The organism is Cobetia sp. 3AK (assembly GCF_029846335.1).
Classification (GTDB): domain Bacteria; phylum Pseudomonadota; class Gammaproteobacteria; order Pseudomonadales; family Halomonadaceae; genus Cobetia; species Cobetia marina.
This window is the reverse complement of sequence record NZ_JARWKR010000001.1, coordinates 418,979-432,841: the sequence shown is the minus strand read 5'-3', so window position 1 is coordinate 432,841 and position 13,863 is coordinate 418,979. Positions and strand designations below refer to the sequence as shown.

Annotated in this window: 11 protein-coding genes; 10 read left to right on the top strand and 1 reads right to left on the bottom strand. The window is 61.8% G+C overall.

Translation table 11 applies throughout. The features are described 5' to 3' along the window. The first annotated feature begins 95 nt into the window (after positions 1 to 95). The 7 genes from murG (at position 96) to lpxC (ending at position 8,457) form a co-directional block, all read left to right on the top strand. Complete coding sequence (gene murG / locus QD228_RS01850; RefSeq protein WP_279874314.1) at positions 96 to 1,172, top strand: undecaprenyldiphospho-muramoylpentapeptide beta-N-acetylglucosaminyltransferase; 1,077 nt, start codon at positions 96 to 98, stop codon at positions 1,170 to 1,172. 22 nt (positions 1,173 to 1,194) lie between these two features. Then, positions 1,195 to 2,607, top strand: a complete 1,413-nt coding sequence (gene murC / locus QD228_RS01845) for a UDP-N-acetylmuramate--L-alanine ligase (protein ID WP_279874313.1) — start codon at positions 1,195 to 1,197, stop codon at positions 2,605 to 2,607. Continuing rightward, on the top strand, positions 2,604 to 3,578 hold the full coding sequence (locus tag QD228_RS01840; protein WP_279874256.1) for a D-alanine--D-alanine ligase: 975 nt from the start codon (positions 2,604 to 2,606) through the stop codon (positions 3,576 to 3,578). The genes murC and QD228_RS01840 overlap by 4 nt, the downstream gene beginning before the upstream one ends. Positions 3,579 to 3,581: 3 nt before the next feature. After that, positions 3,582 to 4,307, top strand: a complete 726-nt coding sequence (locus tag QD228_RS01835) for a cell division protein FtsQ/DivIB (protein WP_077371691.1) — start codon at positions 3,582 to 3,584, stop codon at positions 4,305 to 4,307. Between the two features lie 289 nt (positions 4,308 to 4,596). Beyond that, positions 4,597 to 5,877 (top strand): cell division protein FtsA, encoded by a 1,281-nt coding sequence (gene ftsA / locus QD228_RS01830; RefSeq protein ID WP_077371694.1) that lies wholly within the window; start codon positions 4,597 to 4,599, stop codon positions 5,875 to 5,877. 40 nt (positions 5,878 to 5,917) lie between these two features. Next, a complete protein-coding gene (gene ftsZ, locus QD228_RS01825) occupies positions 5,918 to 7,087 on the top strand; it encodes a cell division protein FtsZ (RefSeq protein WP_077371697.1) in 1,170 nt (389 codons plus the stop codon). 458 nt (positions 7,088 to 7,545) lie between these two features. Then, positions 7,546 to 8,457 (top strand): UDP-3-O-acyl-N-acetylglucosamine deacetylase, encoded by a 912-nt coding sequence (lpxC, locus tag QD228_RS01820; protein ID WP_065392615.1) that lies wholly within the window; start codon positions 7,546 to 7,548, stop codon positions 8,455 to 8,457. Positions 8,458 to 8,660: 203 nt separating this feature from the next. Here lpxC and QD228_RS01815 read toward each other — a convergent pair whose 3' ends face one another. Then, positions 8,661 to 9,143 (bottom strand): DciA family protein, encoded by a 483-nt coding sequence (locus QD228_RS01815; RefSeq protein WP_279855180.1) that lies wholly within the window; start codon positions 9,141 to 9,143, stop codon positions 8,661 to 8,663. A 62-nt stretch (positions 9,144 to 9,205) separates the two neighbouring features. On the opposite strand from QD228_RS01815, the gene QD228_RS01810 reads away from it, so the two are divergent. The 3 genes from QD228_RS01810 to argJ all read left to right on the top strand — a co-directional run bounded on the left by QD228_RS01810 (position 9,206) and on the right by argJ (position 13,859). Continuing rightward, on the top strand, positions 9,206 to 9,586 hold the full coding sequence (locus QD228_RS01810) for a hypothetical protein (protein WP_127736140.1): 381 nt from the start codon (positions 9,206 to 9,208) through the stop codon (positions 9,584 to 9,586). A 170-nt stretch (positions 9,587 to 9,756) separates the two neighbouring features. Continuing rightward, positions 9,757 to 12,519: a preprotein translocase subunit SecA gene (gene secA, locus QD228_RS01805; RefSeq protein ID WP_279874255.1), complete on the top strand. Its 2,763-nt coding sequence runs from the start codon at positions 9,757 to 9,759 to the stop codon at positions 12,517 to 12,519. Between the two features lie 116 nt (positions 12,520 to 12,635). Then, positions 12,636 to 13,859 (top strand): bifunctional glutamate N-acetyltransferase/amino-acid acetyltransferase ArgJ, encoded by a 1,224-nt coding sequence (argJ, locus tag QD228_RS01800; protein ID WP_279874254.1) that lies wholly within the window; start codon positions 12,636 to 12,638, stop codon positions 13,857 to 13,859. Positions 13,860 to 13,863: the final 4 nt, after the last annotated feature.

The following is a 13,863-nucleotide window of genomic DNA, read 5'->3' as shown; positions in this document are numbered from 1 at the left end:
CGTCATCTTCTTCTGCAGTGCCTGCGGCTGATGCCTCGCGACCCGAGACCTCTGACGCCCCTGCTGACACGCCCTCTGCAGGCATCGTGCTGATGATGGCTGGAGGGACGGGGGGGCATGTGATACCGGCGTTGTCGCTGGCGCGTGCTCTCGCCAGCCAGGGACATGAAATCCACTGGCTGGGCAGTCCGCGTGGCATCGAGAACCGACTGGTTCCGGAGGCGGGGTATCCGCTGCATCGAGTGGAAGTGGCTGGGCTGCGTGGCAAGGGGCTTGCCGGCTATGCGGCGATCCCGTTTCGCCTGACCCGCGCCGTTCTGCAGGCGCGACGCATCATCCGTGAACTCAAGCCGGTGCTGGTCGTCGGGCTGGGAGGCTTCGCCAGCGGTCCTGGCGGACTGGCGGCACGCCTGGAGGGCATTCCGCTGGTGATCCATGAGCAGAATGCCATCGCCGGACTGACCAACAAGGTGTTGGCCCGGATGGCAACGCGGGTCTACGCCGCCTTTCCCGGCGCCTTCCCTGCCGCCATCGCTGCGCAGGTGGTGGGCAATCCGGTGCGCGACGAGATCGCCGCCGTCGGTCAGACGGCAGACACCGAGAGCGCTTCCCGGGAGCAGGCCATGCGCGCGCGACCGCTTCACCTGCTGGTGATGGGGGGCTCACTGGGTGCCCAGGCACTCAACGAGCAGCTGGCGCCGGCGCTGGCACTGTTGCCGGAGTCTTCGCGCCCCCTGGTGCGCCATCAGGCCGGGCGTGACAAGCAGGAGGCGACCGTTGCCGCCTATCAGACCGCCAGTGTCACGGCCGAGGTCAGCGAGTTCATCACCGACATGGCCGAGGCCTATGCCTGGGCGGATCTGGTGGTGTGTCGCTCGGGTGCCTTGACGGTCGCTGAGCTTGCCGCCGCCGGACGACCTGCCATCTTCGTGCCGTTCCCGCATGCCGTGGATGATCACCAGACCGTCAATGCGGCGGTGATGGTCACGGCCGACGCGGCGCGTCTGATTCCCCAGAATACGCTGAATGCCCAGCGTCTCGCCGAGACGCTGGGGGAATTGCTGGATCCCAAGATACTCACTGGCATGGCCGCTCGCGCCCGCGAAAGTGCGGAACTCGACGCGGTAGCGACCATGCTGGCAGGCTGCATGGAGACTCGCCTTGAACGCTAGGAATTCTGATCGTGGTGTCGGCATGCGCCGCATCCGTCGCATCCACTTCGTCGGCATCGGCGGCGTGGGCATGTGTGGTATCGCTGAAGTACTGAGCAACATGGGGTATGAGGTCAGCGGCAGTGACCTCAAGGAGTCCACCGTGACGGCGCACCTGCGGGATTGTGGTGTGCGCGTGGCGATCGGTCATGCGGCTGTCAACGCGGAAGGCAGCGATGTGGTGGTGGTCTCGACGGCAGTGGATACCAGCAACCCGGAAGTGGCCTGGGCGCGTGACCATCGGGTGCCGGTGGTACGTCGTGCCGAGATGCTGGCGGAGCTGATGCGATTCCGTCAGGGGATCGCGATTGCCGGCACGCATGGCAAGACCACCACGACCAGCCTGACGGCCACGCTGCTCGCGGAGGGCGGCATGGACCCGACCTTCGTCATCGGTGGCAAGTTGACCAGCGCCGGCACGAATGCACGCCTGGGGGAAGGGGAATACCTCGTGGCCGAGGCGGATGAGTCCGACGCCTCCTTCCTGCACCTGCAGCCGCTGATCTCGGTGGTCACCAACATCGATGCCGACCACATGGCGACCTATGAGGGTGACTTCAATCGCCTCAAGGACACCTTCATCGAGTTCCTGCACAACCTGCCGTTCTACGGCCTGGCGGTGCTGTGTCTCGATGACGCCAATGTCCGCGAGCTGCTGCCGCGCGTGCAGCGCCAGTTCGTGACCTATGGCTTCAGCGAGGATGCCGATTATCGCATCAGCGACTTCCGCCAGGGCGGCGGTCAGCTGAGCTTCACTGCGCTGCGTCCGGAGGGGCATGCGCCACTGGAGATCACGCTGGCCATGCCGGGTGAGCACAACGCGCTCAACGCTCTGGCGGCCATCGCGATCGCCACCGATGTCGGCGTGAGCGATGACGCGATAGCGCGTGCGCTGGCCAGCTTCGCCGGTGTGGGTCGTCGCTTCCAGGTGCATGGTGAATTCGCGGCACCCAATGGCGAGCAGAGCGTGATGCTGGTCGATGACTATGGCCATCACCCGCGAGAAGTGGAAATGGTGATCCGTGCCGTGCGTGCCGGCTGGCCGGAGCGTCGGTTGGTGATGGCCTACCAGCCTCACCGTTACTCGCGCACCCATGATCTCTACGAGGATTTCGTGCGAGTGCTGTCCGAGGTCGATACCCTGCTGCTGCTGGATGTCTACAGCGCAGGAGAGGCGATGATTCCGGGGGCTGACGGCCGCTCTCTGGCCGGCTCGATCCGTCAGCGTGGGCAGGTGGATCCGCTGTTCGTCGAGCACAAGCGTGCGTTGCCGAGTCTGCTCAACAATGTGCTGCGCCCGGGCGATATTCTGATCACCCAGGGGGCGGGTGATGTCGGTGGCATCGCCCTGTCACTGGCCGGTGCGGGTCTCAAGCTTTCCGAGGTGGCGCTATGACCGCGGTGAAGCCGGAAATGGCGACACGCTATGGTCGCGTCGTGGTGCTGTTCGGTGGAGTGAGTGCCGAGCGTGAGGTATCGCTGAAGAGTGGTGCGGCGGTGCTTGCGGCCCTGGAAGGGGCCGGCCTCGATGTGCAGGGGTACGACATGGCCCATGGCCTGGCCGGTCTGGAGGCGCTGCGCGCAGACCGCGTCTTCATCGCCATGCATGGACGTGGTGGCGAGGACGGCACTCTGCAGGGGGCGCTTGAGCTTCTGGGCATCCCCTATACGGGGAGTGGCGTGCTGGCCTCCGCGCTGGGGATGGACAAGCTGCGCACCAAGAAACTCTGGGATGTCGAAGGCTTGCCGACGCCACGCTCCTGTCGGCTGGCGGCGGACACTGACTGGCAGAATGTGCTCGAGACGCTCGGTACGCCGGTAGTGGTCAAGCCAGTGCACGAAGGCTCGACGCTGGGCATCCATATCGTCGAGGAGGCTGGCGCTCTCAAGGCCGCCTGGCAGGATGCCTGTCGTTTCGATGGTGTCGTCATGGCCGAGCAGTTTATCAAGGGGCCGGAATATACGGTCTCGGTGCTGGACGGTGAGGTGTTGCCGGCCATTCGCATCGAAGCGGACAGCGGTTTCTACGATTACGATGCCAAGTACCTGACCGATACCACTCGCTACCTGCTGCCCTGCGGTCTGGAGGCTGCGCGCGAAGCCGAACTGGCGACTCTCTCGCTCAATGCATTCAACGTGCTGGGCTGCGAGGGCTGGGGGCGTGTCGATGTGATGGAAGATGCGGACGGCGCCTTCTGGCTGCTGGAAGTCAACACCTCGCCGGGCATGACCGATCACAGCCTCGTGCCACAGGCAGCCGCGCATGTGGGGCTGGATTTCACGGCGCTGGTACTGCGGATTCTCGACACGACGCTGACCGAGCGTCATGACGTCGCCGCGTCCGCCTGCCCACAGAGCGAACACTGACCCATGGCGGCGCGTAGCTCTGCAGGTGCACTGTTCGGCCTGGTGCTGGGAGCGGCACTGATGGTGGCGGGTGGCCAGGCATTGTGGACCTGGCTGGACCGCCCCATCGAGCGAGTCACCATCAAGGGTGACTTCGAACACGTGAGCGCCGCCTATCTCCAGCGCCATATCGCGCCGTTGATTCGCGGACAAAGCTGGCTCTCTGTCCCGCTGGGGGAAGTTCGGCGTCGCGCTCTGGCGATCGACTGGCTGAGTGAGGTGAGCATTTCGCGTCGCTGGCCGGATACACTCGAATTCGAGCTGTTCGAGCAGCAGCCGGTGGCCTACTGGAATGACGGTGAGTTGATCAACGTGAGAGGCGAGGCCTTCAAGGCAGCCCCTGTCACCCAGCTGGGAAATCTGCCGAATCTGGCAGGCCCCAAGGGTAGCGGTTCCGAGGTGCTGGCCGAGCTGGACGCGCTGCAGAGCCAGTTGGGCGGTCTGGGGCTCAATGTCTCCCAGTTGCGTCTTGAACCACGTGGCGCCTGGCGTTTTCAGGTCAATGACAGCGTCTGGGTCATGCTGGGTCGCAATGACAGGGAGGCCCGTCTGGCTCGCTTCATGGCAGCCTGGCAGCGTCAATTGGGGGGGCAGGCGTCGCAGATTCGCTACATTGACCTCCGCTATCCCAACGGCGTAGCCGTGGCATGGCATGGCGAGACGACAGCACTGGAAGAAAGCAACGGTTGAGGGAGAATCGGCGACACTTCAGAACGAAGGTCTTGAGGCGCTGATATTAGTGAAATGGAGTTATCTCCAGTTTCATTTCGGGACAATCCCGCCTATTCTAGCGGGGATTTGCGCCTCCTGGTATTTTCAGGCTGGTGTGCCGTTAGTGGTGACTTCTATACTATGAAGGCAAATTCATCTTCGGGTTAAACGGAGCGTTAACCTGACTGGGTGGTTTCTGGCATTCTTGCCGCCGCCGATCGCGCTATTTTTTTCATGACGAACCAGAATCAAGGAGCTGGCCCGACCTATGGCAGGACATTCCAAATCACAGGATATGGTGGTCGGGCTGGACATCGGAACCTCCAAGGTGGTCGCGATCGTGGGGCAACCGACCGACGATGGTGGCATCGAAATTGCGGGTATCGGCTCACATCCTTCACGCGGCATGAAGAAGGGTGTCGTCATCAATATCGAGTCGACCGTGCAATCGATCCAGCGCGCGGTGGAGGAAGCTGAATTGATGGCGGGCTGCGATATCCACTCGGTATACGTGGGGATTGCCGGCAGTCATATCAGCTCGATGAACTCCGATGGTGTGGTCGCGATCAAGGATCGTGAAGTGACACCGTCCGATATCGAACGAGTCATCGATTCGGCGCGTGCACGGGCAATCTCCGAGGGGCAGCGGATTCTTCATGTGCTGCCGCAGGAATATGCCATCGATCGTCAGGAAGGTATTCGTGAACCGCTCGGGATGTCCGGTGTGCGCCTTGAAGCGCGGGTGCATCTGGTCACGGCGGCGTTGAATGCCGTACAGAATATCGAGAAATGCGTTCGTCGTTGTGGTCTTGAAGTCGACGATATCATTCTCGAACAGCTCGCCTCGAGTCATGCGGTATTGACCGAGGATGAGCGCGAGCTGGGAGTCTGCATGGTGGATATCGGTGGCGGGACGACCGACATCGCGGTGTTCACCGAAGGTGCCATTCGTCATACGGCCGTGATTCCCATCGCGGGAGATCAGGTAACGAATGATATCGCGATGGCACTCCGTACGCCGACCCAGTACGCTGAAGAAATAAAGGTCAAGTATGCCTGTGCTCTGACACAGCTGGCGTCCAGCGACGAGACGATCAAGGTGCCCAGTGTCGGTGATCGACCGGCCCGTGATCTGTCCCGCCAGGCGTTGGCGGAAGTGGTCGAGCCCAGGTATGAGGAACTCTTCACCCTGGTCCGCGATGAGCTGCGTCGCAGTGGTTATGAAGATCTCGTGGCAGCGGGTGTGGTACTGACGGGCGGTACATCACGCATGGAAGGTGTGGTGGAACTGGCGGAGGAGATCTTCCACATGCCGGTTCGCATTGCCTGCCCGCAGAATGTGCGTGGACTGGCAGATGTGGTCCGTAATCCGATTTATTCCACGGGTGTGGGTTTGCTACATTACGGGATGAAACAGGAGCGGCATACGCCATCCTCGACTGCGGTCGCGGTGCGCAGGGAGGAATCTGCCGCACGACGCGTTCACGGCCATGAGCACGACACCTCCACGCTGGAGCGGATCAAGGGCTGGTTCAAGGGAAATTTCTGACAGGGATTACAGAAAGACTGTGATCCAGGAGACAGGGCATATGTTCGAACTGGTAGATAACGCACCCTCCAGCAGCGCGGTCATCAAGGTGATCGGTGTTGGTGGCGGCGGTGGTAACGCCGTCAATCACATGGTCGAGAGCAATATCGAAGGCGTCGAATTCATCTGCGCCAATACCGATGCTCAAGCGCTCAAGCGCGTGGCCGCCAAGACAGTCCTTCAGCTCGGCAGCGAGATCACCAAGGGTCTCGGCGCTGGCGCCAACCCGGAAGTGGGTCGTCAGGCGGCGATGGAAGATCGCGAGCGTATCGTCGAGCTGCTGCAAGGCGCCGACATGGTCTTCATCACCGCAGGCATGGGGGGTGGTACCGGTACCGGGGGCGCTCCTGTCGTGGCACAGGTAGCCAAGGAACTGGGCATCCTGACGGTCGCGGTCGTGACGCGTCCCTTCCCGTTCGAGGGGCCGCGTCGTCAGAAGGCGGCCGAGCAGGGCATGAAGGAGCTGTCCGAGCATGTCGATTCCCTGATCACCATCCCCAACGAGAAGCTGCTCTCGGTCCTCGGCAAGAGCGCCAGCCTGCTGAGTGCCTTCAGTGCGGCCAACGATGTACTGCTGGGCGCTGTCCAGGGCATCGCTGAGCTGATCACCAGCCCGGGCATCATCAACGTCGACTTTGCCGACGTGCGCACCGTCATGTCCGAGATGGGCATGGCCATGATGGGAACCGGTGATGCCGTCGGTGAGAACCGCGCTCGCGAGGCGGCCGAGAAGGCCATTCGCAGCCCGCTGCTCGAGGATATCGATCTGCACGGCGCGCGCGGCATCCTGGTCAACATCACGGCAGGCCCGGATCTCTCCATCGGTGAGTTCAACGATGTCGGTGCCACCGTGCAGGAGTTCGCTTCTCCGGACGCGACCATCGTGGTGGGTACCTCCATCGACATGGACATGAGCGACGAGCTGCGTGTCACCGTCGTGGCGGCGGGTCTCGATGGCCGTGTCGAGAAGCCGGCTGCGCGTGAAACCGCACCGGCCAAGCGCACGGTGGAGAAGCCGGCTGATTATCGCAGCCTCCAGACGCCGACGGTCACCCGTCAGGCCAAGGAAGAGCAGCAGCAGGCCGCAGCCAAGAAGCCAGAACCGCGCAAGAATCGTGACATGGATGACTATCTCGACATTCCTGCCTTCCTGCGCCGTCAGGCGGATTGAGAGGGAAGCGCACGTCGACAGGGTGTCCATGACATCTTCTGGTGACAGCGCGGTCAGATAGAGGCGCTTTGCCTTTCTTCACCCACCCGGGGCGACCCGGGTGGGTGAAGTCGTTCTGGGAGGCGCGAAAAGGCATTGCAGGCGATTCAGGTGGACAGCATGACAGGCAGGCTGAAGAGGAAAGGCAGGCATCCGCCACGGCGGTTGCCTGCGTAAGAGAGGGAGGAACCTGGCAGTTCTTGCACATTGATTATCGATTGATGTCGCTGAGAGTGAGAACTGTTTTGGGTTTGCGCGTTCATAGTCAACATGGCTCCAGTCAGCATCTTGAAGGGTTGAATGGTGCCCCCGTGGCAATGTTGAATTTCCCTATCAGCGGTAGGTGACAATTTGTTGAATACCTGCTTTGCTGTTATCATGAACACTGTTTCCAAATTCAGGCTGACTGGCTATCTCCTATGATTCGACAAAAAACGCTTCAGAATACGATCCGCGCAACAGGCGTTGGTCTGCACTCCGGTGACAAGGTCTATCTGACCCTGCGCCCGGCTCCGGTCAACACGGGTATCGTCTTCGTGCGTACCGACCTCGAGCCGCATGCACACATCCGTGCCGATGCCACGGGCGTGCGTGACACCACCATGTGTACTGCCGTTTCCAACGGTCAGGACAAGGTGATGACTGTCGAGCACCTGATGTCCGCCTTCGCCGGTCTCGGGATCGACAACTGCTTCGTCGAGCTCTCCGCGCAGGAAGTGCCGATCATGGACGGCAGCGCCGGTCCGTTCGTCTTCCTTATCCAGTCCGCGGGTATCCAGGAGCAGTCCGCGCTCAAGAAGTTCATCCGCATCAAGCGCGAGATCGAAGTGCGTGATGGCGACAAGGTCGCGACCTTCCTGCCGCACAACGGCTTCAAGGTGTCCTTCACCATCGACTTCGATCACCCGGTGTTCGAGCAGCAGAAGCAGACCACCACGGTCGACTTCTCCACGACCTCCTTCGTCAAGGAAGTGTCTCGCGCTCGTACTTTCGGTTTCATGCGTGATCTTGAATTCCTGCGCTCCCAGAACCTCGCGCTGGGCGGCAGCCTCGACAACGCCATCGTGGTGGATGATTACCGCATCCTCAATGACGAAGGTCTGCGTTATGACGATGAGTTCGTCAAGCACAAGGTGCTGGATGCCATCGGCGATCTGTATCAGCTGGGCCACAGCCTGATCGGGGAATTCCGTGGCTACAAGTCAGGCCACGGCCTGAACAATCTGCTGTGCCGTGCCCTGCTCGAGAATGCAGACAGCTATGAGATCGTGACCTTCGACAATGCCGAAGCGATGCCGATTTCCTACGCCTCACCGGCACTTGCCGTCTGATCACGAGATGGTGACAAGCACGACCTGAAGAAAGTTGACTGTGACCTAGCCCGTCCAGCCTGATGTCAGACTTCGGTCCTTGCCAGCCGAAGCATGGAAACGATCACAAGCGCGCCGCCCTCATGGGCGGCGCGCTTGTTTGTCTTCATGAAATAGCGCCGGCGCGACGGTCGCCCGCAAGAGAGAGGGATGTCGCGCAACCATCAATCGTCGCCAGACGGGGTGTCCTGCAGATCATCAGCATGTGCTGCCAGACGCTCAAGCGAGCGGCGCAGGTGTTCATCCCGGGTGTGGGAGGCACAGTCCAACAGATGCTCCGCTGCCGCAGCAGGGAGATGCCTGGGCTGTTGAGCCGGTACGAAGACAGGACGAACGGGGCGGACCTTGAAGTTGAGGCGCGTGAGTGCGGCAAGCTCGGGGATCTCGCGCAGGACGCTGATCAGCCTGCGCTGCTCATAACGTAGCCAGGTCAGCCAGGAGGCACGATTGGTGATCAGTGTCAGGGTTCCTTCGTGATAGCCCCCGACGAAGACCTGCTCCTGCATGTCCTTGGGCAGGGCCTCACGCAGATGCCACTGGGCCTGCTCCAGCATTCGCGCCTGGCGCATGACGTTGCCAAGCTGGCCCTTGCCGTTCAAGAGGCGCGCCGCGGGCTGGGCGCGGAAACGCTTAGCCTTTATACTCATGGGCTTGCATGCCGGTTCAGTGGTTTCCGGCAATCTATCATGAGCAGGAGTCCGGCAACAGCATGAGCCATGACGACGCCATAGCACGCTCGAGACCGTTGCCGGCTTCCGGTAGCGGCAGCGCGCGTCGCTGGTCGGTGCGCACGGCACCGCGCTGGCTGCTGGCCGGCCTGCTGATCAGCTGTCTGTTCCCCGCAGGCTTGAGCGCTGCGCAGGTCGAGCGCGTCAATCTGACCCTGGCCAGCATCCAATTGCTGGCGCCGGGCGTGATTCGCGCCGAGAGCCGCCGCCAGAGCCTGCGTTCACTGCGCCGACTCATCCGTCCCGGTGCTCAGAGAAGTCCCAATCTTTCGCGTCAACGACGCTTTGTCTCCTGTGCTCGCGTACTGCTGCGCGGATTGGCGAATGCCATGTCCCCGCGCGCACCACCTCTGGTGTCCTGAGAGAGTCTGCCCGTCACCTGGCCCTCGGCGCCGGTGATGGTGATGTCGTTTCCTTTTCGCGTGTGCCGTTTGCCAGTTGTCATCTGCGGGATGCTTCTGGCGCGTGAAGCGCACGCGTATATCTCAAGATTCTAGAAGGCGTGCCCACCGGGCACGGACAGGGATAGATGATGCTGGGTAAATTTCTGACCAAGGTAGTGGGCTCCAAGAACGACCGTGAGGTGAAGCGACTGCGCAAGCGGGTCAATGCCGTCAATGCCCTCGAGGAAAGTCTCGAATCACTGTCGGATGAGGCGCTGACGGGCAAGACGGCTGAATTCCGTGAGCGCCTTGCGCAAGGCGAGAACCTCGACAAGCTGTTGCCGGAGGCCTTCGCCACCGTGCGTGAGGCCAGCAAGCGCATCATGGGCATGCGTCACTTCGATACCCAGATGGTAGGCGGCATCGCGCTGCATGAAGGGCGCATCGCCGAGATGAAGACAGGCGAAGGCAAGACGCTGGTGGGGACACTCGCCGTTTACCTGAATGCCCTGGCTGGTGAAGGCGTTCACGTGGTGACGGTCAATGATTACCTGGCCACGCGTGATGCCAACTGGATGCGTCCGCTGTATGAATTCCTCGGGCTGAGCGTGGGCGTCATCTTCTCCGGCCAGAACAACGAGGACAAGCGTGCCGCCTACCAGGCCGACATCACCTACGGCACCAACAATGAATACGGTTTCGATTACCTGCGCGACAACATGGCATTCGCGCTGGAAGACAAGGTCCAGCGCAAGCTGCACTACGCCATCATCGATGAGGTCGACTCCATCCTGATCGATGAGGCGCGCACGCCGCTGATCATTTCCGGTCCGGTGGAGGAGAATACCGACCTCTACAAGATCATCGATCGCATGGCGCGTGAGCTCGTGCAATGCACCGACGAAGAAGATCCGGAGAGTGGCGATTTCACTCTCGATGAGAAGCAGAAGCAGGTCGAGCTGACCGAGCAGGGCCATCAGAAGGTCGAGTCACTGCTGCGTGCCCAGGAATTGCTCGGCGAGGAAGACTCTCTTTACGCCGCCCAGAACCTGAGTCTGCTGCATCATGTGCACTCCGCGCTGCGTGCCCAGAATCTGTTCGTGCGGGACGTCGACTACATCGTCCACAACGGCGAGGTGGTGATCGTCGACGAGCATACCGGCCGCACCATGGTAGGTCGTCGTTGGTCCGAGGGCCTGCATCAGGCCGTCGAGGCCAAGGAAGGCGTGGCGATCCAGAAGGAAAGCCAGACGCTGGCCTCGACCACCTTCCAGAACTACTTCCGTCTCTACGAGAAGCTGGCCGGCATGACCGGTACCGCCGATACCGAGGCCTTCGAATTCCGTCAGATCTACAACCTCGACGTGATGGTGATCCCCACCAACAAGCCCATCGCGCGCAAGGACATGAATGATCTGGTCTATCTGACCGCGGAAGAGAAGTTCAACGCCATCATCGAGGATGCCCGCGAGAAGGTCGCCGAAGGCCGTCCGGTGCTGGTCGGTACGGCGTCAGTCGAGACGTCGGAACTGCTGTCCCAGATGATGCACAAGGCTGGCGTGAAGCATCACGTCCTGAATGCCAAGCAACACGTCAGTGAGGCTGCCATCATCGCCCAGGCGGGTCGTCCGGGCGCGGTGACCATCGCGACCAACATGGCGGGTCGTGGTACCGACATCATGCTGGGCGGCAACTGGGAAGCCGAGCTTGCCGAGCTGGAAGCGCCGACCGAAGAGCAGATCAACGAGATCAAGCATGGCTGGCAGGAGCGTCACGAAGCCGTGCTGGCGGCGGGCGGTCTGCACGTGATCGGCTCCGAGCGTCACGAATCGCGTCGTATCGACAACCAGCTGCGCGGTCGTGCCGGTCGCCAGGGTGACCCAGGCTCCACGCGCTTCTTCCTGTCGCTGGAAGACAGCCTGATGCGCCTGTTCGGCTCCGATCGCGTTCAGCGCCTCATGGGCGCGCTGGGGCTCGAGAAGGGCGAAGCCATCGAGCACAAGATGGTCTCCAATGCCGTCGAGCGCGCGCAGAAGAAGGTCGAGGGTCGCAACTTCGACGTGCGCAAGCAGCTGCTTGAGTACGATGATGTCGCCAACGATCAGCGCAGCGTGATCTACGAGCAGCGCAACGACATTCTGGAAGCCGACGAGATCGCCGAGAACATCGCCGGCATCCGCCGTGAAGTGCTGGACGACGCCATTTCCATGCGCGTGCCGCCGCAGAGCCTGCCGGAGCAGTGGGATCTTCCGGGGCTCGAGAATGACCTCAAGACGGACTTCAACCTCGACCTGCCGCTCGTGCAATGGGCGGAAGAGGATGAGCACTTCCATGAAGAGACTCTGCGCGAACGACTGCAGACGGCACACGAGGAACTCTATGCCGGTAAGGTAGAGGCTGTCGGTCCCGAGCTGATGCGCCGCTTCGAGAAGCAGGTCATGCTGCAGGTGCTCGATACGCGTTGGAAAGAGCATCTGCAGGCGATGGACAACCTGCGGCGCGGTATCCACCTGCGTGGCTACGCTCAGAAGAATCCCAAGCAGGAATACAAGCGCGAGGCGTTCGAACAGTTCCAGTCATTGCTGGTCAACATCAAGGCTGACGTGGTGCGCATTCTGAGTCACGTCCAGGTACGTCGTCAGGAAGAGGTCGACACGCTGGAAGAGGAGCGGCGTGCCAATCTCGAGCGCGAGCAGGCCAGTGCCGAGACGCGTCGCGTGGAAGATGACACCGTCAGCGATGAGAGCGTTCAGGCTGCCGAGGAGATCGTCGAGGCGCAGTACGGTGCGGCACCGCAGGCGGAGGGCGACAATGAGCCGATGCGCCGTGATGTCCCCAAGGTTGGCCGCAATGATCCGTGCCCCTGCGGTTCCGGCAAGAAGTACAAGCAGTGCCATGGCAAGCTGAGCTGAGATTTTCAGCGTTGAGCATAGCTTTTCAGTACTGAGTATCGAATGCATCGCGGAGCAGCACCGTCTGTCCCGCGATGCCGTGTAGTGACAGGACAACGCGACTGGAGACGTGAACGATGGCGGTAGGGCCTTCCACTTTCCCCGCAGACATGCCGGAAATTTCCGGCCTGCAGATCGGGGTTGCTGAAGCCGGTATCAAGAAGCCGGGGCGACGTGATCTGGTGATCATGGCGCTCGATGCAGGATCGCGTCTCGCGGGAACCTTCACGCGCAATGCCTTCTGTGCGGCACCGGTGCATGTCGCGCGTCGACATCTCAAGGCCGAGATCGATGGGCCGCGCTATCTGGTGATCAACACCGGCAACGCCAACGCGGGGACAGGTGAGCAGGGCATGACAGACGCGCTTGCTACCTGTGAGTTCCTGGCCGATGTCGCGGGTTGTGATGCACAGGCCGTTCTGCCGTTCTCCACCGGCGTGATCGGTGAGCCCTTGCCGATGGATCGTCTGACCGGCGCACTGCCGACGGCCTTCGCGGCATTGGGCAAGGGAGATTGGTCCGACGCGGCACACGGCATCATGACCACCGATACCCGGCCCAAGGGCAGCTGGCGTAGCGTGACGCTGGCCAATGGCGAGTGTGTCACCATTGCCGGGGTTTCCAAGGGCTCTGGCATGATCTGCCCCAACATGGCGACCATGCTGGGCTTCGTGGCCACTGACGCGGATCTCGGCATCGATCAGTCTGCGCTGGATGAGATGCTGCGCCGGGTCGTGGTCAGAAGCTTCAACAGCATCACGGTGGATTCCGATACCTCGACCAATGATGCGTGCATGCTGGCTGTCACGGCCAGGGCCGCTCGGGTCGAGGGTGAGGATCTGGTCGCCTTCGAGGCTGCGCTGGCCGACGTCATGCTCGAGCTGGCGCAGGCCATTATCCGTGATGGTGAAGGGGCGACCAAGTTCGTCACCCTCGAGGTGGAGGAAGCGCGCTCCGTGGAAGAGGCGCGTGCGGTCGGCTTCACCGTGGCTCACTCGCCACTGGTCAAGACGGCTCTCTACGCCAGTGATGCCAACTGGGGACGAATTCTGGCAGCCGTCGGACGGGCGCCGTTGGAGAATCTTGAGGTTGACGGCGTTGCGATCACGCTCAACGGCGTGAGCATCGTCGAGCAGGGCGGACGAGCCGCCAGCTATACCGAGGCTGCCGGCAGTGCTGCCATGGCCGAGGAAGAGCTGGTGATCGGTATCCGCCTGGGGCGTGGCCAGCAGAAGGCGCGTATCTGGACATCGGATCTGTCCCACGATTACGTCTCGATCAATGCCGATTATCGTAGCTGATGCC